Genomic DNA, 23,281 nt, shown 5'->3' with positions numbered 1-23,281 from the left:
GATGTCCGCGCACCACAGTGTCGACCGACATCCTTGGCGAGGCCCTCTCCGAGGCCGCCTCAGATCTGAGGCACTCGCTGCTCTCTGGTGACCCACTGCATGCTCAGGGCTTCGAGGTGTCCGTCACCGTTGATGCCTGTGGACAGCAGCACGAGCCTGTTGACTACGCGGCAACGCGATTGCCACGCCAGTGGTAACTGTGGCGAGGGTCGCAGTCAAGATCACCGGTAGTAGCCACGGCCGTTTCGTAGGTGGTGGTCCCTGCGGAGGCCAAGGCGCTTAGCCGGGGGACATGCCTCCTTTTGGCGGTTTTGACATTCCGCGATCGTAACGACGATTCGCACGTTGGCTATTCAGTAACGCTCGACTGCGGGGGGTTGACCGACCGAGCCGCAAACAGCAACGGCGCATGGCCGATCCCAACGCCGCCCGGTACCCATCGGACGCTAATCCGTTTCGCAACGGTGATGTGGCTCCGCAACGATGGGCCGTGTGCGCCGACTGTTGAGTGTGCTGTTCGCGGCCGCCTGTCTGGCGCTGTCCGTCGCGCCAACCAGCAGCGCGGATTACCTGCCCTGGTTCAGCAACAGCGTAGGCAATGCCACGCAGGTGTTGGCGGTGACAGGGGTGGGTGGATCGGACGCGAAGATGGATGTCTGGCAGCGCACTTCGGCCGGCTGGCAGCCGGTCAGGGCGGGTATCCCCGCCAAGATCGGCTCGAAGGGAATGTCGAAGGATCACTTCGACGGATCGATGATGACCCCGATGGGTGTCTACAGCCTCGACTTCGCCTTCGGCACCGATCCGAATCCCGGCGGCGGTCTGCAGTACGTCCAGGTGACACCCGATCATTGGTGGGACGGGGACATGAAGAGCCCCACGTACAACACGATGCAGGTCTGCAAGAAGGATCAGTGCGCGTTCAACACGAATCTGAGCAGCGGCACCGAGAACCTCCACATTCCGCAGTACAAGCACGCCGTGGTGATGGGGGTGAACAAGGAGCGGATTCCGGGCAAGGGTGGCGCGTTCTTCGTTCACACCACCGATGGCGGCCCGACCGCCGGCTGCGTGGGTATCGACGACGGCACCTTGGTGCAGATCATGCGGTGGTTGCGTCCGGGCGCGGTCATCGCCGTCACCAAGCAGTAGGGCTCAACTTCGTGGGCCACCTGGGAGCAACATGTGCCGCGGAGGCTGGGAATCGGGTGGTCAGTGTGCCGACGTATGAGCAGACGATTGCGGCGTCAGCTGTCGATGATCGCGCTCATCGAACGTCCCCGGGTGTGCTCGCCGAAATTCCTCACCTGTGAGCACCGGTCAGTGTAGGGGTTGACGGGTTCCTGTTGCGGCTCGACGGAGGTTTTCGGCGGCGGCGTGGTGGTCGCGTAGCCGGTAGGACTCGCCGTCGAGGTTGATGACCACTGACCGGTGTAGGAGGCGGTCGAGCATGGCGGCGGCGACGGTGGTGTCACCGAGCACTTCGCCCCAGGCGCCGACCCCGCGGTTGGTGGTGATCACGATGCTGGTCTTCAAATAGCGTTGGGATACGACTTGAAACAACGCCGAGGCGGCCTCGGCGGGTAGTGGCAGGTAGCCCAGTTCATCGATCACCAGCAGTGTCGGGCCGGCGTAGAACCGCATGGTGGTGGCCCAGCGTCCCTCGATGGCGGCGCGGTGGCAGCGTGCGGCCAGGTCGGCGGCGGTGGTGAAGTAGGTCCGATATCCAGCATGTGCTGCAGCCCTTGCCAATCCAACCGAGAGGTGCGTCTTTCCTGTCCCCGGCGGGCCGATCAGTAGAACGTTGGTGGCCGATTCGAAGATAGCGGCAGGTGCCCAGTTCGTCGATCAGTGCGCGGTCGATGCCGGCGGCGGCGTCGACATCGAAATCGGCGAGGGTAGCGGGGGTGGGCAGGCTGGCGAACCGTAACCTTCCTGCGAGGCGGCGGGCGGTGCTGGCATCGACTTCCACGGCCAGCAGCCGCTCCAGGGCCACTGTGAGTGACAGGCCTTCGGCGGCGGCCTGGTCGAGTATTGACGGCAGGGCCTCGGCGGCAGCGGCGAGTTTGAGCTCGGCCAGGTGTGACCGTAGCTGCTGATAGCGGCTCGCCGCGGCCGCCGGTGTCTCGGTGGTGGTGCCGGTGGTGGTTTTAGGTGTGCGTGGGGTGGGGGTCATTGCAGGGTCCTTTTCTGGGCGGCCCGCTCGTAGGCGGACAGGTCGATGACAGTGGAATCGGTTGATGGCGTGGTTGATTCGGCTGAATTGGCGGTGTTGTCGCGGAGTGCAAGGAGTTGCGCGGCAGCGGTTTTGGCGGCCGGGCCGGGTGGGATGCGTTCCTTGCGGCGGTGTGGTCGTCCGGTGTTAGCGGTGGCCATCGCCGCGGTGTCCAGGGCGATGATGTGGCCGCTGTCGCAGACCATCACACCGAGCCCGTCTGCAGCCATGCGGTGCCGGGCGATCACGATCCCACTGGTGGTGGCGATGTCGCAGAACTGGCCGCGGTCAAGTCCAGGGACGTGGTGTAGGACGTCGTCGTGTGATTCTTCGAGGTGATGGTTCAGGCGGTCAGTGCCGCGGGGTTGGCCTCCTGTTCGGTCGGGGTGTCGTTGACGGCGCGTGATTTGCTGAGGACGTCGAGGCCGAGGTACCGCCGGGATTCAGCCCATTCGTCGTGTTGTTCGGCCAGCACGGCGCCGACGAGGCGGATTAGAGCGTTGCGGTCGGGGAAGATGCCGACGACGTCGGTGCGGCGGCGGATCTCTTTATTGAGCCTTTCTTGGGGATTGTTGCTCCAGATTTGGCGCCAGATCTGCTTGGGGAACGCGGTGAACGCCAACAGGTCCGGCCGGGCCGCTTCGAGGTGATCGGCCACCTTGGGTAGCTTGTCGGCCAAGGCATCGATGATCCGATCATATTGCGCTTCAACGGATTCAGTGTCTGGTTGGTCGAACACTGAATGCAACAGGGTTCGTACCCACGGCCATGACGCCTTCGGGGTGATGCTCATCAGGTTGGTCGTGTAATGCGTTCTGCAGCGCTGCCAGGCCGCTCCGGGCAGCGTGGCACCGATCGCGGCCACCAGCCCGGCATGCGCGTCGGAGGTGACTAGCTTGACCCCGGACAACCCACGCGCGGTCAGCGACCGCCAGAACGTCAACCAGCCCGCGCCTCGGCCGTGGACACATCGATGCCCAGGATCTCGCGGTATCCCTCGGCGTTGACCCCGGTGGCGATCAGGGCGTGCACATTCACGACACGGCCCTGCTCGCGGACCTTGAGCACCAGCGCATCGGCCGCGACGAAGGTGTACGGCCCGGCGTCCAGTGGCCGGGTGCGGAACGCTTCGACGGCGGCGTCGAGTTCCTTGGCCATCACGCTGACCTGCGACTTCGACAGGCTGGTGATGCCGAGGGTTTCGACGAGCTTGTCCATCCGACGCGTCGACACCCCGAGCAGGTAGCAGGTGGCCACCACTGTGGTCAACGCCCGCTCAGCGCGTTTACGGCGCTCCAGCAGCCAGTCCGGGAAATACGACCCCTGGCGCAGCTTGGGGATTGCCAAGTCCAATGTGCCTGCGCGGGTATCGAATGGGCGGTGACGGTAACCGTTGCGGGAGTTGGTGCGCTCGGTGCTGCGTTCCCCGTAGCCGGCGCCGCACAGGGCGTCGGCTTCCGCTCCCATCAGGGTGTGGATGAACGTGGCGAGCAGTTCGCGCAGCACGTCGGGGTGGGTGGTGGTGAGTCGTTCGGCGAGCACGCTGGGCAGGTCGATATTGTGGGCGGTGGTCATCGCGTTGGTTCCTTTGCTCGAGTGACTTTGGTCGGTCTCTCGAAGAATCACGCGATGACCTTCAATCAGTCGGCTACGACACGCCGGTACCGCTGATCAGGACCGGACTCGTACACCACTCTGCTGGACGCAACCCTGGCCGCCGATTGGGTGGCTGATCGTCACCTGCGCGGCAGCCAGCTCCGGTGGCACCGAGTACCGGTTGCCTCGGTAGGACACCAACGCTTGGCGCGAGGCGGTCCGGGACTGCGACACGATCACCGGATACGGCGTCGCCGGCACCGGCGTCAGCGGCTCGGCCTTGGCGACTACGGCGACCGAGGATCGCCCGTCAGCGGTGGCACGGATGCGGGTGTCACCGCGCACGCGGGCGAAACGATCCACACTGGCTTGGGCCTGTTCAACGGTCACCTCGTCAGCCAGGGTCCGCCACCAGCGTTGCGCGGCAGTGTGATTGACCTTCTCCACCACGCCTTTGCGGTTACCGCGCCGCGGCGGGCAGATCGCCACCGCGACCCCGTAATGTTTGGCGACCCCGGCAAACGATGCGGTGACTCGGCCTGAGCCGGGATCGCAGACGGTGGCCATCCGGTCGAACCGCCACACCCTGCTCAGTCCACCCAGGCCGCGGCAGATCGTGTCGATGGCGGCGACCAGGTGAGGTTGATCCATCGACGGTGAGAGCACTGCGCGCCACTTCCCGGAATGTGCCAGCGAGCCGACCAACAGGAACGCCTTCTTGCCCCATCCCCACGAATCGGGTGGACCGGGCAATTCCAGCCAGTCCCACTGGGTTTCCTCACCCGGCGGGTGCGCAATGATGGCGTTGGGCCGGTCGGTGGCGGTGCGACACGCTTGGCAGTCCGGCCGCAACCCTCGGGTGCGGATGTTGCGGGTCAGGCTCTGATACGACAGCCCGAAGCCCAGGTCTTCGAGTTCGTCGTAGAGGGTGCGGGCCCACAAGTGCGGGTCCTCGACCAACCGGGCGGTGACGTAGTCGATGAACGGGTCGAATGCGTCCGGCCCCGGCCTGGCCCGCACTCCGGGCTCGGCGTCGCCGGCCAGACACTTGCGGACCGTTTTGCGGTCGAAGCCGGTGTGACGGGCGATCGCAGAGATCGACCAACCACGTTTGCGTAGGGCGTGTACTTCCATGTCGTCCTCCCATGTGAGCATGAGAAAGCGGGCCTCCTTCGACTGGAGCTACTGGCGTCAGACACCAGCAGCATCGAGGGAGGCCCGCCCTTCTCGGCGGAGCCACACGGGTGGGGAATTTCAATGAGCGTCAGTGGGGAATTTCAGTGAGCGCGGTCAACGAAGCCTGTCTTCGCGAACTTCTCAATTTCGTCCAGACTCCACCGCATCAGGTGGCTGAATATTGTTGCCGTTGGCTCCATTAGCACCGCTTTGCCCTCTGGAGTAGAAAGCGTGTAGATCCCTTCCGATATCGGACCCGCCGTAACATCGGTCGCCATGCCCTGAGTATAAAAATTCGGTCCGAGTGGTGGCTGACGTTGCGCGATGCGGGCTGTAGACGACCATTGCCATACCAAATATTTCTCCGCGAGCTCGCAAGTTGCGAACTTCGCAGTGTCCGCGTGGAACTGGTTCCGATCATCCTCCGTGTCAACTATCCACCAGCTGTCATAGGCACGCAGATGGAATGCGTATTGGTCGGCCCGGAAGTGGAAGGTGCGAGGGTTGGAGTCCTGGGTGACTATGGGGTTCGTCAGCCCAGCCGCGACTGACCAGTAGTGCCAACTGGCTGCGAGTCGAGATCCATTTACGTCCATCGGCATTCCTCAGTGTCCAGAGTCGACAAGTGCACAGGCCGTGTTGTCTTTGCTGGCAGGGGGAATGGCGGAGTTGGTACTAACCGCCGGGTGGCGAACCTGCGCAATGATTTGCTAACAGGTGTTGAAGTAGGTCGGATCGTTCTCGTCTCCGGGGCGCGTGGAGTGACGCTGGCTAGCATCCGGGTAAGCATGCCGTCACGCTACTGTTCACCAAAGTCCAGGGGTTCCTGTCCGTACTGTTTCAAGATCTCAGTGTGAGCTTTTTCGAAATAGCGGTCGATGTGCCCGACGAGTTGGCGCAGCTGGCCGATGTCGTCTAGAAACTTGACCCCCTCCTCTCGCCGCTTTTTGACCAACTCTTCGAGCGAAAGGTTCGGCCTGGGAGAAAATTCGGGTAGGTAGTGCCATCGTCGGGACCGGTCATATAGTCCGTGCTGGTTTGGGCTACCTAGCGGGGCAACCATCACGTTGACTTCCCACTCCCGGGCGGACCAGTAGATTTGTAATTTGCAATCGGAGCTAAGATAATAGAGCGCCGCTCCGTAACGGCCGCCCTCATCCACAGCATCGTCGATTTCTTCGAGTGTAAATCCGCGACCGGACAACGTGGGACCGAGAATTTCTTGTGCTTGAATAACAAATTCATCATTCCGCATTGTCGCTAATCCTTTATCCAGCCGTTTCCAACACGTCGATACCCGTACTTCGCTGCGTTCTCGGTCAGAAAATCGATTTCCATTGCTGAAAATGAATTCTTTCGCCTAATCAGAACATCCTCAAGCGACGTATAGCTTTCACCTAGGACGTATACGATGCGCGACACCCCGTTCTCCATCTGAGTGCGCAGGAACCGCTCGTTGGCCTCCCATCCGAGCTGCGTAGCGTGCTCTTTGCTCAGACCCGCTGTCAGATTGTCCCAGGCTTCTGAGCCGGTGTCGTAGTAGATTCCGCCATTTTTTCGAGCCTCACCGATGTAGCCCCCATCCTGTCCCTCCCACTTTCCGAGGACGACGCGATCGACGTTCTCGGGGAGAAGGCCAGGTCCGTCGACGTAGTGGGTGGACATGTAGGACACGTGGTCCACGAGGTCCTCAGACGGCAACCCCCGGGAGTATGCGTGGTTGAGTTCCTGCGACAAGCCGGCCGTGGTGTCGTACTCGAAGTCCAGCGAACGCACCGCCACCCTCCCGGCGAGTGCTTCCGGACCCAGAAATGGACCGGCGGCGGCGGATTGGCTGATGTCTGCGGCCCACCTGCCGAGGTAGTGGGTGAGGCTGGGGGCGTTCTTTGCGCGCTCGATTTCGTCTTGGATGGCGCCGATCGGGTCGGCGATCGTTCCACCGATTCCCAGGCCGAGGTTCTTCCAGGACTCCCAGACTCCAGGCGCTCCGGGCCCGGCTTGGCCGATGAGGCCTTTGACGAAATCTTCGTTGGCGAACCAACTCTCGCGGAACCCGTCGCCGAAACCTGGGGCCGGCTGTCGTTGTCTTTCCGGGGGGACCACGTCCGCGACCGGCCGTTCCATCATGTCGATCAGGGACTCGAGCCGCTGGTCGATTTGGTCTGCGGGAATGCCCTGCTGGGCAAGGAGATCGCGCGCCTGCGCTATGAACTCCGGGTCCGCCCTGGGATCCAGCGGCGGCAGGCCGGCGGCCTTGCGGGTCGCATTGAAGCGGTCCATCAGGCTGGGTGGTGGACCAGGCAGCGGCGTGCCGGGCGGAAAGAGAAATCCATCGAGGTTCGCGGCTGTCCCGGGGACTCTGGCGTCGGGTGGGGTCAGCTGGTCCTGCAGGGTGGGTGCGAGATCTCGCGCGTCGGTGCCCGGTACCGCGCCGCCACCGGGCAGCAGCAAGTCCTGCCAGGTTGCGGGGTTGCCTTCCTGGCCCACCGTCGATGGCTGCTGAACGGCGTCGACCACTGCCTTTGCCGGACCCGGGGGTTGCGGTCTTGGTGTTTCGGTGCTGGCGGTGGAGCCGTCCGCGCGGTTGATCGCGCCGGCCAGCGCGAAGTCGATGAAGTTGGCTTCGGCGAGCAGCTTGTCGACGCGCGGCTGCAACTGCTGCCGCTTGAGTAACGACTCCATCGTGGTGCCTTTGAACCCGGGACCCTCCACCACCTGGTTTGTTGTGGGGTCGATCTCCATGTCCAGCGCGGCGGCGTCGGACTTGAGCGTGGCCAGTTCCGACTGGATTCGTTCAATCTCGTCGGCGGCGGTCCGCGCGGTGTTGGCGACGGACTTCACTTCGGCGCTGTGGGCCTTCAGTTGTTCACCGGTGGCGGCGATCGCTTCCCTCGCGGCGTCAGCGGCCTTGCCTCCCCACGTAGTAAAAGCGGGCAGGGTCGCGATGCCGTCGGCGGCGTCCTGGGCAGCTTGCGCGCGGCTGCTGGCGGCGTGGAACACCTCGCGCACATCGCCGGCGTTCCATCGCTCGACATCGGCGATGGTCAATGTCACGTCGAGTCACATATTCCGCGGATCGACGCCGCCCGTCGGCGCGGGCGTCCTGACGGTCCGTCCACTCGGATGGACGGCCTCGATCGCGGCGGCGTGGTCACGCTCCATGTCGCAGAATGTCTGGGCGCAGCGGTGCAGCGTCTCGACGTGGGTGCCCAACTCGGTGAGCAGCGCAGTGGTATTCGCCAGCCACGTCTCCGAACGCACCGTTAGTGCGGCGGCAGAGAGGCCTTGCCAGCCGGCCAACGCCGATTCCACGCGGACGTCGGCCGCGGTGTGCGCCGCCGCCATGTCCTCGCCGCACCTGGCTACTTGCAGGGCAGACTGCGTCAAGTCTCCGATATCCGCGCGGACCTCGTCCCCCTCGTGCATGGGGAGTTTCTAACAGCAAACTCTTGGGTGCGTTATTCACCCACCTGATCAGCCCGTCAACAGCGCGGCAACGACAAGACCAGGCAGCGCTAGCAAGGAACACATCGCCCCGTAGAAGAACGACCGCGTCCGCACCCAGAGCATGCCGGCTCCAGTCACCAACACGAAGAGCGCGAGCCCGACGACAAGTCCATACGCGAACATGATTGCCGGTCCGATCCCGGCCACGAGTCCTGCTGCTTGTAATGCCCAGTCACGGTGACGCGCAGGGTAAGTCCCCTGGGGTGGTGGGGTTTCGGGCCTGAGGCTGACCAGGCCGGACTCTGTTCGGTGTGTCGTTGAGGGCTTTGGGGTGGGGCATCGCGTAGTGGTCATTGAGTTACCGACCAAAGTGACTCAAGCAAAGGAACCACCACGCGATGACCCAGGACCATTCTGCCTTGTTGGCCCAGCTCGATGCGCTCAAGTCCGCTGATGCCGGGGCGGTGTTCGCCGAGCTGATCCGCGCCGGGCTGCAGGCGTTGATCGAGGCCGAGGCCACTGCGACGATCGGCGCCGGACGCTACCAACGCAGCGACGATCGCCGTACGCATCGCAACGGGCACCGGGCCAAGACGGTATCGACCACTTCCGGGGACATCGAAGTCCAGATCCCCAAACTGCGGGCCGGTTCCTTCTTCCCGTCGCTGCTCGAGCGGCGCCGTCGGATCGACCGCGCGCTGCATGCGGTGATCATGGAGGCCTACGTCCATGGCGTGTCGACCCGCAATGTCGATGACCTCGTCGCTGCGCTCGGTGTCGGATCGGGGGTCTCCAAATCGGAGGTCTCACGCATCTGCACCGGCCTGGACAAGGAGATCGAGGCGTTTCGCACCCGCAGCCTGACCCACACCCAGTTTCCGTATGTGTTCTGTGACGCGACGTTCTGCAAGGTCCGCGTCGGGGCACACGTGGTCTCCCACGCCCTCGTGGTGGCCACCGGGGTCTCCATCGACGGCACCCGCGAGGTGCTGGGCACCGCTGTCGGTGACAGCGAGTCGTTTGAGTTCTGGCGCGAGTTCCTGGCCTCGCTCAAGGCTCGCGGCCTGACCGGGGTGCACCTGGTGATCTCCGATGCCCACGCCGGCTTGAAAGCCGCCGTAGCTCAGCAGTTCACCGGCTCGTCCTGGCAGCGTTGCCGGGTCCATTTCATGCGCAACCTGCATGGGGCGGTGGCCGCCAAACACGCCCCGGCGGTGACCGCGGCGGTCAAGACGATCTTCGCCCACACCGACCCCGCTGAGGTCGCTGCGCAATGGGATCAGGTCGCCGACACGCTGTCGGGCAGCTTCCCGAAAGTGGCCGCGATGATGGATGAGGCCAAACCCGACGTGCTGGCATTCACGGCGTTCCCACGTGGACACTGGCAAAAGATCTGGTCGAACAACCCCATCGAGCGGCTCAACAAAGAGATCAAACGTCGCGCTGATGTCGTCGAGATCTTCCCGAACCCCGCCGCGTTCCTGCGGTTGGCCACCGCCGTGGTCATCGAGGCGCACGACGAATGGCAGGTCACCCGGCGCTACCTGTCGGACATCTCCATGGCTGAGCTGCGCAAAGTCATCGCCGCCAAACAAACCGCCACGGAACCCATCACCGAACAACGCCAAATCGCCTAGCATTCATCACGACTCGTTGATCACAACGCGTGTACCCACGCCGATCCGAAGTCCACCACCCCAAGGGGCACTATCGACGCGCACTCATAGCGCGTCTCCCGCAGCGAGACCGAGGACCACTGCGAGCACACTCACCAGTGCCAGGCTCGTGGCAACCGCCGCCGCCCACCATGGCGGTGAAATCTTCCGGCGCCACCAGTAGACGATGAGTCCGATTCCGAGGACTGCGCACCCTATGACCAAGGGCCACAAGAGGTCCCACCCGCGATCGGAGACCGCGCCTAGCCCTGCCGCCAAGACTCCGGCGCAGGCGGCGGATATCGGTGCGAATCCGAGGTCAGTCGGACTGGTCATCATGACTTCAGAAGGCGTAGGCGGCGTGAATGTGTCATCCTCGGATGTTAGGGGCTCATTCCAGGGGGGGGCGGTGCGGTTCTTCGAGACGTCAAACCCTCGCGTCGCTTCTTCTGGCTGCCGCCATCCCACGCGATGCGAACTAGATTCGCGACGATGGTGCGGTTGCACATCAGAGTCGTACAGTCCGGATCCATAGATGAGGATGCTCGCCGTGGTCTCTGATCGAGTACTCAGCCCCAAGCTGCGGCACTGGGCGACGCGATTGGGGGTGCACGTCATCACTGCGGACACTAGAGACGGTTGCGCTGGTGTGGTCAGACGGCGGCGAGACCAGACTCTTCAGGGTTGGACAAGAACGGTTGGTATTCCGTCACCGGTTCGGACCGCATGGGTGCGGAGCAGTCCGAGTGGGCAAGTCCCGCCAGTTCGCTTGTCGAGAGTTGGTTGATGGTGCAGTCGGGTCTGCTGCACGAGTAGGTGACAGTTTCGGTCACGCGGCCTGACTGGCCGGTGTGGTCATGATGGCTTCGAATTCCACCGGGGTCAACCGGCCGAGGCCGGCTTGTCGGCGGCGTCGGTGGTAGGTGCGTTCGATCCAGGTGACGATCGCGATTCGGAGTTGCTCGCGGGTGTCCCAGCGGCGGCGGTCGAGCACGTTCTTCTGCAGCAGGGAAAAGAAGCTCTCCATGGCAGCGTTGTCGCCGGCCGCGCCGACACGGCCCATCGAGCCGACCATCTCGTGATGGTGCAGTGCGTGCACGAATCGCCTTGAGCGAAACTGAGATCCTCGATCCGAATGTAGGATGCATCCCGCGACATCTCCGCGTCGGGCCACCGCGCTGTGCAGTGCACGGGTGGCCAGTCGGGACTTCATTCGGGAGTCAATGGAGTAGCCGACGATCCTGTTGGAGTACACATCTTTGATGGCGCACAGGTAAAGCTTGCCCTCACCGGTACGGTGCTCGGTGATATCGCTGAGCCACAACTGATTCGGCGCGTCGGCGGTGAAGTCGCGTTCGACGAGATCGTCGTGGACCGGTGGGCCGGGCTTGCCGTTCTTGCCGCGGTTTTTGCCGAACACGCTCCACAGTTGGTTCTGGGAGCAGATGCGCCAGGCGGTGCGCTCGGCCATCGGCTCGCCAGCGTCGCGGGCCTCCTCGACCAGGTAGCGATATCCGAACTCCGGATCATCGCGGTGCGCGTCGAAAAGGGCGTTGACGCGGTAGGCCTCGACGCGTTCGGCGTCGGTGACAGGGGAGGCCAGCCAGCGGTAATACGGTTGGCGAGCGAGCTTGAGGACCCGGCACGTCACCGCGACGGGGATCCCGTCGGCGGCGAGCTCTTTCACGAGCGGGTAGATCCTTTTCCCGGCAGGTTGGCCTGCGACAGATACGCCGCGGCACGGCGCAGGACCTCGTTTTCCTGCTCGAGCAGCTTGATCCGCCGCCGGGCCTCACGCAGCTCACCGGACTCGCCGGTGGTCTTGCCGGGCTTGGCGCCCTCGTCAATGTCGGCCTGACGGAGCCATTTCTGCAGCGTCATCGGGTGCACCCCGAAATCGGTGGCGATCTGCTCGATCGTCACCCCGTCATCGCGATTGCGGGCCACGCGCACGACGTCGTCGCGGAACTCACGGGGATAGGGCCTTGCCATGGGGACATCCTCCCAGCCTGCCCACCCAGGGCAAGCCGACTCAGATGTCACCTACTCGTGCAGCAGACCCGTCATTAGCGGCGTACCGGCGGCTTCATGATCTTTCGCGTGTCGACCTACCTGGCCAGTTTCGGTCAATCTGGATCTTGATCTCATCGATTACAGGGTCCCAGGGGAGCTAGCGGATGACGACAAATTGGCGCGGTCCTGTGCATCAGCTGCTGTACGGCCTCATGTACACAGGCGACGTCACCGACGACATAGCCCGCTCACACGCCGAGGATGCCGTGAGTTATCGGACGTTGCCCATGGGGCCTCAGGTGTACTACGACGCGATCATGCAGGCGCTGGCATCCGGACAGGAACTGGACGAGGCTCGGCAACTGCGGCACCTCGACGCCGACGACATCGAACGATTCCTGCGGGGGGTAGTTGTCGAGCTCGATGCCTTGCGGCCCTGGCCGGAGCCGCCATTTCGCGTCCTAACCCGGGACACTTGGGAAGGGCTTGCGTCGACACCTCCCGCGGCCCGCTTGAACGACCCCGTCGGTCGTGTCGGCAGGTTTCTGAAAAAGTCGTTCCGCCCAGCGGGCAAGGGGTACCCGGGGAAGGCGGTGCTGGTACTCAAGTTGAGCACCGGGGAAACAGTCGCGCTAATCGGTTCGTTCGCCGGCAGGGACGCCGTTGCGCTGCATACGGACGCCCACGATCCGGCGGCAGCGATTACTCATTTCGTCGAGCAAACCGGGTACCCGGAAAGCAAGATCGAGCGGATCTAGCCGAACAGCGCACGATCAGCGCCCCGGCGAATCTGATCCTGATGGCGAACTGCGTAGCCCAACTACCCCCAAGCACTACCCGGCGTCAGCTTGAAGTCGAACCCCTGCAGCCTCGTCGGCGGCGTCCTGGGCAGCTTGCGCGCGGCTGCTGGCGGCGTGGAACACCTCGCGCACATCGCCGGCGTTCCATCGCTCGACATCGGCGATGGTCAATGCCATGTCGAGTCACATATTCCGCACGTTGACGACGGGGTGGGTTCTGGTCAACGTCGCAACACAGCCGGACCGTTGGAGGCTAGCAGTGCGGCGAATAGGTCGGCGGGACAACGGTCCTGAAGCACCATGCGTGGACGGTGATTGAGACGGCAGACAAAGTGCAGCGACCGCGGGCGCCCTCTTACGTCTAGCTCGATGCGCTGATCTTCGACTTGGGGTGAATTGTGGATACCTGCCCTGCTGGTTACCTTTGCGCGGTGCAACGACGTACCGATGTCTCGGCAAAACGCTGGCGTTCCCGATGACGAATCCCGACGAAGTCATCGCGGTCGATACGGAGGCGTTGCGGGCGGCAGCGGAGTCGTTGGCCGCGGGAGCGCAGCACCTGCAGGAGGGGTTGAAAAAGCTCGATGCTGAGGTGCTCGAAATGCTGGGTGCCTGGACCGGGGTGGCCAGTGGTTCCTACCGGCCGGCCTGGAACCAGTGGCACAAAGGAGCTACCGAGGTGCAGTCGGCATTGGCGAGGATCGCTGAGTGGCTCGACAACGTCGGATCTGCTTTCGACGCCAACGAGGACGCGTCAGTGCTAGCGCTCAAGAGTGTGCACGATGGCTGAACCATACGGGGTCGACCTGGACCGGATGATCACCGTCGTTGAGCAGATGGCCGACTACCAGCGGGTAGTCGAATCAATGCTCGACGAGGTCGACACAGTGGTCAGCAACCTGCATCTGAACTGGGACGGCGCGGCCAGTCGCGTTCACACCAACGTGCACCAACAATGGCGGGCCGGCGCGGAAATGATGAGCCAGGCCTTGGAACAGTTGCAGCAGGCCGCCGGCCATGCGCACGAAGCGTACTCGACCGCCATCGAGTCGAACAGGAAGATCTGGGCTTGAGATCCCGGCTGGCCCGTACCCGCACCGGGACCGGCCGACGTGACTGAACCGCTGGTGGTGGATCCCGCGTCGCTGTCTGGTGCCGGGGCGTCGGTGGCCGCGAACAGCGACGGTTTGGTGGCGGCGCTGGCAACCCTGACCGCCGCCTACAACGCAGACACCGGTCAGGATCCTGCGGGGGCGGCGTTTGGGTACGCCTACCAGGAGTCAGGTTCGGAGATAGTGGCGGCAGTCGCGGCCGGGGTCAATGCGCTGCGCGCGACCGGCTACCGGGTGCAGGTGACAGCCACCAACTACTCAATGGCCGAGGTGGCGGCCGACATTGGGCGCCGGGCTTCGCCGCTACCAACTCCGAGAGCGCCGTCAGAGTATCCGACTCCCGGAGGTGACCCAGATGTCAACGGGCCGGGTACGTCGCCGCCGGTGCTCTGGTATTTGGTTCAAGCCTTCGTGGGGAACATATGGCCCAACGGCAAACCCAGCGAACTGCGTGCCGCTGCGGGGTCCTGGCGGCAGCTGGCCGAGCCGTTGTCAGCAGTTGGTCGAAACATTTCTGGTCCAGTAGAAACCATTGGCGCGCAACGGATTCCGGAGCGGGAGGCGATGCGCGCGGCTGTCGCCGACATCGGCTCGGCACTCTCGACGTTGGCCGGGCACAGCAAAGCCCTGGCAGATGAACTCGACGGGTTCGCCGACGATGTAGAAGCGACGCAGGACGCGGTTCGTAGACTCCTCGACACGCTCAAGACGGTCGTCGGTTCCGTGGTCGACAAGGGCATCCTCGGAACCATTTTCGAACTGGTGACAGGCGATGCCGAGGACAAGATCCGAGAGGTCGCCGCTGACATCAAAGTCGTAGTCAGTAACCACAAACGTCAGGCCGATGCCCGAAAGGAACTCGTCGCACGCCTGAAGGAGGGCATTAGATCCACCAGCCGTGCACTGCAGGTATCTGCTCGCAAAGAACTCGTCGAACATCTTGGGTCCACCGCCGGCAATCACATCGCCAACTTGGTGGACGCACGGACTGATCTTCAACTGGGTCTGTCGATGATGGGTCCAGTTGGTGTGGTGGAAGGCCTGCTGGCCTTCGACCCGGGCGACCCGAAGGGTGCCTTCGAGTCGCTGAACGCGATGGCCGAGGCCGCCCTGTTGTTCAACCCAGGCACTGCACTCCCGAAGATCGTGATGGACCCTGCGGGCAGCTTGGAAACGGTCAAAGGGTTGGTGCATGCCGACGACATCTTCACCTCCGATCGCCCCTTCTTGGGCATCGGGGCGTTGGGCTTCGATGCCGCGACTGCGGTAATTCCGGGCGGAGCCGCCACCAAGGCAGGGAGTGTGGCGAGGGTCGCTGACGACATGACACAAGCTGGAAGTGCGGGGCGCAATGCGGATAATCCGGTAGACGGTTTTCCCGAAATATCGGCGAGCACAGCCGGATTGGGAGATGTTCGACGGTCCGCAGAGAGTGTCTCGGACCGTCTCGACGACCTCGGTGGGGCCCCGGTAGAGCTGAAATCAGTACCTGGTAGGCCGATATCGGGGCCGCATCTTCTGGAGCCGCCAGCGCCTCGGGTGCCGGAGGGTGGCGCCGCAGTGTCGCCGGTGCATCCAACGCCACAGGGGGCCCCGGCGCCGCGTATCGATGTGTCACCGGAGGGGGGCGAGAGCGCTCGGACTCAGGTACCCGCGCCAGTGGCTCGCGGGGAGGCGCCGGGAGTGCAGGAACCGGAGGTAGCTGGCCGGCCACAAACCGAAACCAGTTCGGCTAGAACGATTGAGCTATCACAGGCGGAAGCGTCACAGGGTCTTCTAATGGGGCCAGCCACGCCCGACGTGGGTGGTTCGTCGCAGCCAAAGCCAAGCGAGCTTGCGTCAAGCCACACGCGGAACTATCCGAATCCTTCGGACAGCGCGCTTCAGGCTCGGGTAGCAGCGCTTCCGGACAGCGGGAGTGGGCCACAGGGCCAAAACCCTGACGCCCCAGACGCCGCGAGCAGCGAGCCACGAGCAGAGACTGCCACCCCCTCCGCCGGGGACGAACCTGTGCCGGGCAACGACACCCGGGACTCGTCGGAGGCGCGGTCTGATCCTTCAGGCCTGACGGATGATAAGCGGGAAGAAATAATTTCGACAGAGAAGGGTAGTCGTCCTGATCCAACAGAATATCTGTCGCCAGAGTACATCCGTGAGCATCTTTCGAAGTTCGAGGAGGGTGCGGCCCGGTTCATGCCGGAGGATAATTTAAGTCGGTACGGAATCGGGCAGCGAGATGGCACATCCTTTGTCATGACTGGAGCAGACGCTGACCACCTGGTGCGAACGGCGAGTGGGGATCCGCGAGCTATGGAGAAAGCACTTGGTTTGCCGGTCGGATTTCTTGACGAGAATGCGATTGTCCGAATCGATATACCGGATCCCGGTCGGTATAATCTGCGGATGCCATCAGGAAATGAGGCTGGAGCCAACGACCAGTGGATTCCTGGCGGTTACCTTCCAGATGGCTTGCCGGAAGCAGTTATTGACTGCGCTGCAGTGCCGCCTGAACAGTACCTTGTTACGCCAATTGAACCAGGGGAGTAGCCTTGAAAAAGCGATTTGACGAAGTGCACTTCTCGCCTGAACATCGTTATTCGCTCGGCATAGACCGGAAGGTCAATGGGTTCTACCTCGCCATCCCGGTTAGTAACGGTGTCGTCGACTACGACGAACATTATGTCCTGACGCGCGAGCAATACGAATCTTTCCTTGCCGATGAAGAAGTTGCGCTGAATTTCGTTGAACGGTGTCGCCGCCGAGAAAATGATGACCTACTAATTTATGAACCCGGGACCAACCGGGGGACCCCAGTCTAGTGCTCGAGTTATGTGCCGAGTCCGATTGGTGCCCTCCTTGAAGTGACAGTGGTGAGTTGGGACCTTTGGACGGGCGTATTGGGCGGGCAAGGCCCCTGGAGTGATGGAGTTCGAGCATCCGGGAATGGAGGATTCCCGGGTGCGGCCCGTTATCTGGTCAACGATGCGTAACTTTCGTTCTCAAGTGGGCCTCCGACGGTCGGCAACTCACCCCAACGCACTACCCGGCGTCAGCTTGAAATCCAACCCCTTCAGCGACATCGTCGCCTCGTAGGTGCGCTCGTACCCGGTGGCGCAGATCTTCCAGCCATCAGCGGTCCGGCGGTAGCGGTCGTGGTAGAACGCCGCGCCGATCAGCATGAAATCGAAGTCGGCGACAATCACCCGGTCCTGCAGGTACCAGGTGCCGGTGGCTTCGTCACCGTCGATGGTGATCTCGGGATGGGTGACGCGGTGCTCGCTGATCACGTTGGCGGGCAGGGAGTTCCGCATGAACTCCACCAGCGCGTCGCGGTCGGTGAACCGGTGCTCCTCACCCAAGGATGAGCCGTAGTCGCCGGCGATGTCCTCGGTCAGGGTGGCCGCGAACTCATCCCACTTCTTGGTATCCAGGGCGCGCAGGTACCGGTACTTGACCTGCTTGATGTCCTCGAGATCGCTCATGTCCAACATTGCAACACACCTGCCCTTTCGCGCTGCTATGAACGCTGCAAGTAGAGCGTGGCCATCTTGATCAAGGTGGCTCGCTCTTGCTGCCAGTCCACCGGTTGCCCGACGATCATGTCGGCCAGCACCATGCCCCGCAGCGCAGCCCAGATCACCTCGGCCACTTGACGATCCGCGGGATCCTCCGAAATCAGCCGGCCCAGCGCGCCGACGGCGTCGTTCATGTCGAGCAGGTGCCGCCGAGACGCGCCACCCAGGCTGCCGCGGGTGGCCTGCAGTATCTCGAAGGCGGCCAACGAGGTCGGGCTGCTGTAGCACTGCCAGGCGATGTCGACGACGGTCTCGATCCGCTGTTGCAGCGACAGGCCGCCGACCTCCGCGGTCGACAGGCTCTCGACCAGGCGGGCCACCCCGTCGTCGACCACGGCCTTCAGCAACCCGTTGCGGTCCCCGAAGTGGTACTGGATGACGCCCCAGGTGACGCCGGCGCGCTCGGCGACGTGCTTGGCGGTGGCGGCGGGAAAGCCCTCCTCGACGATGCACCGCACCGTCTCGTCGATGATCTTCGCCCGCGTCTCGTCGCCGCGCTTGCGGGGCGCGGTGGTGCGGCGGGTGGGGGCTACCGATGTCATTGTTGACTTTATAACATTAACGACTCTATGTTGGAAGTGTGACTACAGCCCCCAGTCGCTTCGAGTCTTTGTCGCGCGCCGAGCTCGCGACCCTGCTGCCTGAGCTCCTGCTGATCGGCCAGATGATCGACCGATCCGGAATGGCATGGTGCATCAGTAATTTCGGCCGCGAGGAGATGCTGCAGATCGCCATCGAGGAGTGGGCCGGCGCCAGCCCGATCTACACCAAACGCATGCAGCGCGCGCTGAAATTCGAGGGCGACGACGTGCCCACCATCTTCAAGGGCATGCAGCTCGACATCGGCGCCCCGCCGCAGTTCATGGACTTCCGCTACGTGATCCACGACCGCTGGCACGGCGAGTTTTACCTCGACCACTGCGGCGCGCTGCTCGACGTCGAACCGATGGGCGACGAGTACGTGCGCGGCATGTGCCACGACATCGAGGACCCGACGTTCGACGCCACCGCGGTCGCCACCAACCCCCGGACCCAGATCCGGCCCATCCACCGTCCGCCACGCACCCCCGCCGACCGCCACCCGCACTGCGCCTGGACGGTGATCATCGACGAATCGCATCCCGAGGTCGCGGGCCTGCCGCCGCTGGCGATCATCGAGAAAACCCACGCCGCCATTTGGGAATTGGCGCCCATCGACCCGGCCGACGAAGGCCAGTCCGACTACTCCGGACCGCTGGTCAGCGACTTCGACTTCACCGCATACTCCAAGTCGGCGTTGGTCCGCCTGGCCGACGAGGTCTGCCTCCAGATGCAGCTGCTCAACCTGTCCTATGTGCTGGCGGTGAAGTCCCGTGCCACCGACGAGGCGCAGGCCCGCGACATCTGCACCAAGCAGCTCATCGGCCTGGCCGGCCTGGCCGCCGAGCGAATCCACAAGGCGCTCAAGCTGTCCAGCGATATCGACGGGGCGTTGCGGGTGCTCGAACTGCATCCGCTGGTCAACCCCAACGGCTACGTCGACGCCGAGTTCGAGGGCGGCCGCATGCACGTGCACCGCAGTGTCGCCCACGACGACGGAACCTGGATCTCGCTGTGCACACCGGGGGAGACCCGGGCGCTGCAGGCCATCGCCACCGCCGTCGACCCGCACATCGGCGTTCACGTCACCGGCACCGACACCGACTGGACCCTCGAGTTCACCGTCGGCGAGACCGCGCACAAGGTGGCCCCGGAAGTGGAAGTCGCCAAGTTCAGCGGCGGCGCCACGTTCGTCTTCGAGGAGCGCAAGTCGCTCCCGCTCACCGTGGTCTGACCCGCCCCGGCCGGGTTTGCCACCATGGTCACACTGCCGCTGACATGGACCACCCGGATGTCGTCGTCATAGCTTCGTGACCGAGTCGCTGGACCGGCGGGGCGGTCCCGGGGTCTAGGGTGGAGCACTGGCCGCAGCCCCTGTACGACGCAAGGTAGAGGTAGTGACGGACCCCTCAGGGTTGTCAATCGGGACGACCAACCTGGTCGTGGCGCGGGTGGGAGCACCACCACTGACGCGTCGCGCCGTGCTGACGCTATACCCGCATCGCCCCCCGGAAGTGGGCCTGCCGTCGGAGAATCCGAATCTGACCGAACCGGGTCAGGTGCTGATGGGCTTCGTCGAACGCGTCGGAGACCCGGTCCCGATGGTGGCCCCCGACGGTTCGAGCCACCACGCGGATCAGTTGCTGATCCAGGCACTTGCCGCGGCGGTGGGCGCCCCCGCCGGCGACCTCGTCATCGCCGTGCCGGCGTATTGGCCGTCGGGCACGGTGCGCGCGTTCGGCGCCGCGCTGCGGGCCAACCCGGTGCTGTCCCCGAACGGCGTCGCGCCGCGCCTGGTGGCCGACTCGACCACGGCATTGACGGCGTTGCAAACCAACCCCGGCCTGACCGGCGCCGGTATCGTCGCCTTGTTGGATTTCGGTGCCAGCGGCACCAGCATCACCCTGGCCGACGCCGAGAACGGCTTCCAGACCATCGGTGAGACCGTGCGGTACCCGGACTTCTCCGGCGACCAGATCGATCAGGCTTTGCTGACCACGGTGCTGGCCGGCATCTCCCAGCACGGTCAGGCCGATCCGTCGGCGACGGCAGCGGTGGGTTCGCTGGTCCGCCTGCGCGAGGAGTGTCGGCGCGCCAAGGAGCGCCTGTCGGCCGAGACCGCGACACCCCTGACCGTGGATCTGCCCGGTTTCGGATCGGAGATCCGGCTCACGAGAACGGAATTGGAGAGCGTGATCGCCGAGCCGGTCAGCGGTGTGCTGAGCGCGCTCGAGGAGCTGCTCGACCGGCATCGGCTGGTGTGGTCGAACGTGACGGCCGTGGCCACCGTGGGCGGCGGCGCGAGCATTCCGTTTGTGACGCAGCGGCTTTCGGAGCTGAGCCGCGCCCAGGTGGTCACCACTCCGCGCCCCGACCTGGATGCCGCCGTCGGTGCGGCGCTGACCGCGGCGCGCCCGGATGCCGACGCGCCCACCGGGATCGGCACCGCGATCGGCGACGCCGCGACCGCGGGCATTCTGGGCGCCGGCGTGGCGGGCGCCGCCGGCGATTCGCCGCAGTCATCCACCTTCCGCGCGTTGGCGTGGTCGCAGGACGACGACGCCGTCGCCGAACCGGTGCCGTACACCGGCGCGGACCCGATGCCCTACACCGGCCCCAATCCGTACGCCATGGAGACCGGGGCCCGCCCACAGATCGAGTACACCCCCTCGACCGGCGAGATCGAGGCCCCGCCCCGGCCCTGGTACCGGCTGCCGCAGTTCGCCATCGGCGGCGCGGCCGCGGTGGCGCTGGTCGCGTTCGGCGGCGTGGCCTACACCCTGACCACCCAGTCGACGAGCACCGAGAGCCCACCCAGCAGCATCACGGTCCCGGTGGTGTCCGACACCGTGGAACCGCCGCCCCCACCGCCGGAACCGCCACCGCCGCCCCCGCCGCCTCCCGTCGTCACCGTCACGCAGGAGCCGCCGCCGGCACCGGTGGCCCCGCCACCACCACCGCCGCCGCCGCCGGTCACCACGACGACCACCACGCCGCCGCCGACGACCACGACAACGACCACGACGACCACCACCACAACCACGACGACGACACCGCCGACCACGACCACCACACCGCCGACGACGACCACCACCGTCCCGACCACGACGACGCGGACAACGACCACGACCGCGCCGCCGCCGATGACCACGACGCACCTCAACATCCCGGGGTTGCCGCCGATCCCGATCCCGGTGCCGGGCCAACCGCAGCCGCAGCCGTAACGGCTCGTGGCGCGGTCCGCGGAATTCACGCACACTGGGGAGACCGCAGTGGGTGCGGATGACGCCGTCATGGAGGCCGCGATGAGCAACTACGGGCCGTTTGGCTTCGACCCGGAAGATTTCGACCGGATGGTCCGGGAAGCGGGCGAGGGTCTGCGCGACGCGTTCGGCAAGATGTTCGAGTCGACCGGTGAGCGCGCCGGCTGGAGCGTGCTGTTCGACGAGTTCGGTCGCAAGTCCAAGCCCGAACCGGAGACCACCGGCGACATCGGCGAAGGGGTCTGGGCGATCTTCATCGTCGACGACACCGGCGCCGCCACCGTGGAGCAGGTCTACGCGACCGAACTCGACGCGCTGCGGGCCAACAAGTACAACACCGACCCCAAGCGCAAGGTGCGGTTTTTGCCCTACGGCATCGCCGTGACCGCGCTCGATGAAGTCGACGACGACGCCGACGACGGTTCCGCGGTCTAGTCGACCGGGACGGTCGCGCCGCCACGCGCGCGTGGCCTAACGCGTGCCGTCGACCCGCTCGTGCGACGGAGCGGAAATCCCGGAATTTCGGCCCGCAGTTTGCTAAGCCAATTGTGAGATTTCTCGTACTGATAGCCGACTGCCCAGTGGCCCCGCCGACACCCGGAGGCCACGGTGGCGGCGCTGCCGGCCAGCGGCGCGACAATGTTCGACGCGCGTCGAGTCAGTTCGCTAAACATGCAGGTAGAACGCCTGCGCGTGCGGTGTCGCAGTCGAGGGCCGCGACCAGACACGCCGGTGACCCCGCCCGCAACGGACGTTAAGGGATACCCGCTTTTCGGCGCGGAAAGCTAAGAGCGTCCGAAGGGCTGATCTTGATTGGTAGCTGGACAGCCGTTATCAAGCCGTTATGGTGCTTGCTGTGGGTCGGCATGTTATGGCGCGCAAGCGGCGGCGGAGATCGCCTCTGGCACTGGCGGCGATGATCGCACCTGCCGCGGCATTTCTGGCCGCCGGCAGCGGCGCCGCCCCCCTGGCACAAGACGTCCAACCGGCGGTCGAGACCGAGACGTGCTGCATGGAGATCGTTGCCGCCGGCGTCTTTGGCCCCGCGACCCTGCACAAGTCCGCGAGCACCCCCGAAGGGGAGCCGCTGCAGACGCTGGCCGCCTCGCACTGGCGTGCGGCCGACAGGGCCGCGCGCACCGCGCTACCGGTCGGCGTGGCCATGGAAAGCGGTCTGCAGGTGAAGACCATCCTGGCGGCCCGCGCCATCAGCGCTGCCTTCCCGGAGATCAGCAACATCGGCGGGGTGCGCCCGGATGCGCTGCGCTGGCATCCCAACGGGCTGGCGATCGACGTGATGATTCCGAACTACTCCAGTCCGGAGGGCATTGCGCTGGGCAACGAGATTGTCGCCTTCGCGCTCAAGAATGCCGAGCGATTCGACTTGCAGGACGCCATCTGGCGCGGCGTCTACTTCACCCCGGGCGGGGCCCGCGCCGGCGGCTACGGCCACTACGACCACGTACACCTCACCACCAAGGGCGGCGGTTACCCGACCGGGTCAGAGGTCTACCTCCGCTGACACCACAACGACGGCCCTCTTGAGATCGAGGGGCGGCCGGCATGTGTGAGCCGAGAGGTCAGCCGTCGGAACCGCTTCCGCTCGACTTCTTGTCCGACTTGTCGTCGGAGCTGTCGGCCGTCTTGTGTCGAAATCGTTGACCGCTGGTGGCACTTCCAACCGGCTTGTGACAACTGAGGTCGGGTACCGAACGGATTGATCAGCGAATGCGCTGGTCAAAGTGGAGCCGATGACGGGAATCGAACCCGCATTCTCAGCTTGGGAAGCTGATGTTCTGCCATTGAACTACATCGGCGGTGTGTGGCTAGAGAGGTTAGCATCACCAGCG

General features: G+C 64.5%; 18 protein-coding genes, 1 tRNA gene and 5 pseudogenes. 11 read left to right on the top strand and 13 right to left on the bottom strand.

The features are described from left to right. Window positions 1-492: 492 nt before the first annotated feature. Complete coding sequence (locus R2K23_RS20655) at window positions 493-1,152, top strand: L,D-transpeptidase family protein (RefSeq protein WP_316512212.1); 660 nt, start codon at window positions 493-495, stop codon at window positions 1,150-1,152. Window positions 1,153-1,320: 168 nt separating this feature from the next. On the opposite strand, the pseudogene istB reads toward R2K23_RS20655, so the two are convergent. The 8 genes and pseudogenes from istB to R2K23_RS20615 form a co-directional block, all read right to left on the bottom strand. Next, window positions 1,321-2,176 (bottom strand): annotated as a pseudogene (istB, locus tag R2K23_RS20650) (IS21-like element helper ATPase IstB). After that, a pseudogene (locus R2K23_RS20645) lies at window positions 2,173-2,496 on the bottom strand (IS21 family transposase); the annotation flags it as partial. The pseudogenes istB and R2K23_RS20645, both read right to left, overlap by 4 nt. A gap of 62 nt (window positions 2,497-2,558) precedes the next feature. Beyond that, a pseudogene (locus tag R2K23_RS20640) lies at window positions 2,559-3,790 on the bottom strand (IS256 family transposase). 129 nt (window positions 3,791-3,919) lie between these two features. Then, window positions 3,920-4,966, bottom strand: a pseudogene (locus R2K23_RS20635) (IS21/IS408/IS1162 family transposase); the annotation flags it as partial. Between the two features lie 122 nt (window positions 4,967-5,088). Next, window positions 5,089-5,265, bottom strand: coding sequence for a hypothetical protein (locus R2K23_RS20630; protein WP_316512209.1), 177 nt, complete (start codon window positions 5,263-5,265; stop codon window positions 5,089-5,091). Window positions 5,266-5,786: 521 nt separating this feature from the next. Beyond that, window positions 5,787-6,242 carry a hypothetical protein gene (locus tag R2K23_RS20625; protein WP_316512208.1) on the bottom strand — a complete coding sequence of 152 codons (456 nt, stop codon included), beginning with the start codon at window positions 6,240-6,242 and terminating at the stop codon, window positions 5,787-5,789. A gap of 5 nt (window positions 6,243-6,247) precedes the next feature. Then, a complete protein-coding gene (locus R2K23_RS20620) occupies window positions 6,248-8,041 on the bottom strand; it encodes a hypothetical protein (RefSeq protein ID WP_316512206.1) in 1,794 nt (597 codons plus the stop codon). Window positions 8,042-8,047: 6 nt separating this feature from the next. Beyond that, entirely contained in the window at window positions 8,048-8,413 is a 366-nt protein-coding gene (locus R2K23_RS20615) for a WXG100 family type VII secretion target (protein WP_316512204.1), read from the bottom strand. 419 nt (window positions 8,414-8,832) lie between these two features. Here R2K23_RS20615 and R2K23_RS20610 point away from each other — a divergent pair, with 419 nt between their 5' ends. Beyond that, window positions 8,833-10,071: an IS256 family transposase gene (locus R2K23_RS20610; RefSeq protein WP_260760044.1), complete on the top strand. Its 1,239-nt coding sequence runs from the start codon at window positions 8,833-8,835 to the stop codon at window positions 10,069-10,071. 847 nt (window positions 10,072-10,918) lie between these two features. Here R2K23_RS20610 and R2K23_RS20605 read toward each other — a convergent pair. Beyond that, window positions 10,919-12,081 (bottom strand): IS3 family transposase gene (locus tag R2K23_RS20605; protein ID WP_316512199.1). Its coding sequence is split into 2 segments (ribosomal slippage): window positions 10,919-11,794 and window positions 11,797-12,081, totalling 1,161 coding nucleotides; the frame shifts between segments, so codons are not numbered across the junction. 185 nt (window positions 12,082-12,266) lie between these two features. Here R2K23_RS20605 and R2K23_RS20600 point away from each other — a divergent pair. After that, window positions 12,267-12,860, top strand: coding sequence for a hypothetical protein (locus R2K23_RS20600; protein ID WP_316512195.1), 594 nt, complete (start codon window positions 12,267-12,269; stop codon window positions 12,858-12,860). A 137-nt stretch (window positions 12,861-12,997) separates the two neighbouring features. Here the strand turns inward: R2K23_RS20600 and R2K23_RS24890 are convergent. After that, a pseudogene (locus tag R2K23_RS24890) lies at window positions 12,998-13,079 on the bottom strand (hypothetical protein); the annotation flags it as partial. Between the two features lie 298 nt (window positions 13,080-13,377). On the opposite strand from R2K23_RS24890, the gene R2K23_RS20590 reads away from it, so the two are divergent. Genes R2K23_RS20590 through R2K23_RS20575 form a run of 4 tightly spaced genes read left to right on the top strand, consistent with a single transcriptional unit; the run spans window position 13,378 to window position 16,833 of the window. Next, complete coding sequence (locus tag R2K23_RS20590) at window positions 13,378-13,692, top strand: WXG100 family type VII secretion target (RefSeq protein WP_316512191.1); 315 nt, start codon at window positions 13,378-13,380, stop codon at window positions 13,690-13,692. Continuing rightward, a complete protein-coding gene (locus tag R2K23_RS20585) occupies window positions 13,685-13,975 on the top strand; it encodes a WXG100 family type VII secretion target (protein WP_316512189.1) in 291 nt (96 codons plus the stop codon). Before R2K23_RS20590 ends, R2K23_RS20585 begins: the two co-directional genes overlap by 8 nt. 39 nt (window positions 13,976-14,014) lie before the next feature. Beyond that, window positions 14,015-16,561, top strand: a complete 2,547-nt coding sequence (locus R2K23_RS20580) for a WXG100-like domain-containing protein (RefSeq protein WP_316512187.1) — start codon at window positions 14,015-14,017, stop codon at window positions 16,559-16,561. A gap of 2 nt (window positions 16,562-16,563) precedes the next feature. Then, window positions 16,564-16,833 carry a hypothetical protein gene (locus R2K23_RS20575; protein ID WP_316512185.1) on the top strand — a complete coding sequence of 90 codons (270 nt, stop codon included), beginning with the start codon at window positions 16,564-16,566 and terminating at the stop codon, window positions 16,831-16,833. 207 nt (window positions 16,834-17,040) lie between these two features. Here the strand turns inward: R2K23_RS20575 and R2K23_RS20570 are convergent, their stop codons facing one another. Further along, the gene (locus R2K23_RS20570; protein WP_316512183.1) at window positions 17,041-17,496 is read right to left on the bottom strand and encodes a nuclear transport factor 2 family protein; all 456 of its coding nucleotides are present in this window, start codon (window positions 17,494-17,496) and stop codon (window positions 17,041-17,043) included. A gap of 35 nt (window positions 17,497-17,531) precedes the next feature. After that, on the bottom strand, window positions 17,532-18,131 hold the full coding sequence (locus R2K23_RS20565) for a TetR/AcrR family transcriptional regulator (protein WP_316512182.1): 600 nt from the start codon (window positions 18,129-18,131) through the stop codon (window positions 17,532-17,534). A gap of 38 nt (window positions 18,132-18,169) precedes the next feature. On the opposite strand from R2K23_RS20565, the gene R2K23_RS20560 reads away from it, so the two are divergent. The 4 genes from R2K23_RS20560 (at window position 18,170) to R2K23_RS20545 (ending at window position 22,953) form a co-directional block, all read left to right on the top strand. Beyond that, window positions 18,170-19,402 carry a hypothetical protein gene (locus tag R2K23_RS20560; protein WP_316512181.1) on the top strand — a complete coding sequence of 411 codons (1,233 nt, stop codon included), beginning with the start codon at window positions 18,170-18,172 and terminating at the stop codon, window positions 19,400-19,402. Between the two features lie 163 nt (window positions 19,403-19,565). Beyond that, entirely contained in the window at window positions 19,566-21,392 is a 1,827-nt protein-coding gene (locus R2K23_RS20555; protein WP_316512179.1) for an Hsp70 family protein, read from the top strand. Window positions 21,393-21,473: 81 nt separating this feature from the next. Continuing rightward, window positions 21,474-21,866, top strand: coding sequence for a hypothetical protein (locus R2K23_RS20550; protein ID WP_316517443.1), 393 nt, complete (start codon window positions 21,474-21,476; stop codon window positions 21,864-21,866). A gap of 421 nt (window positions 21,867-22,287) precedes the next feature. After that, window positions 22,288-22,953: a VldE C-terminal domain-containing protein gene (locus R2K23_RS20545; protein ID WP_316512178.1), complete on the top strand. Its 666-nt coding sequence runs from the start codon at window positions 22,288-22,290 to the stop codon at window positions 22,951-22,953. Between the two features lie 221 nt (window positions 22,954-23,174). Here R2K23_RS20545 and R2K23_RS20540 read toward each other — a convergent pair. Continuing rightward, window positions 23,175-23,248: transfer RNA gene (locus tag R2K23_RS20540), tRNA-Gly, on the bottom strand. Between the last annotated feature and the right edge of the window lie 33 nt (window positions 23,249-23,281).

Source organism: Mycolicibacterium sp. MU0050 (assembly GCF_963378085.1).
In the GTDB taxonomy this organism is placed as follows: domain Bacteria; phylum Actinomycetota; class Actinomycetes; order Mycobacteriales; family Mycobacteriaceae; genus Mycobacterium; species Mycobacterium wendilense.
This window is presented reverse-complemented; position numbering and strand designations above follow the sequence as displayed.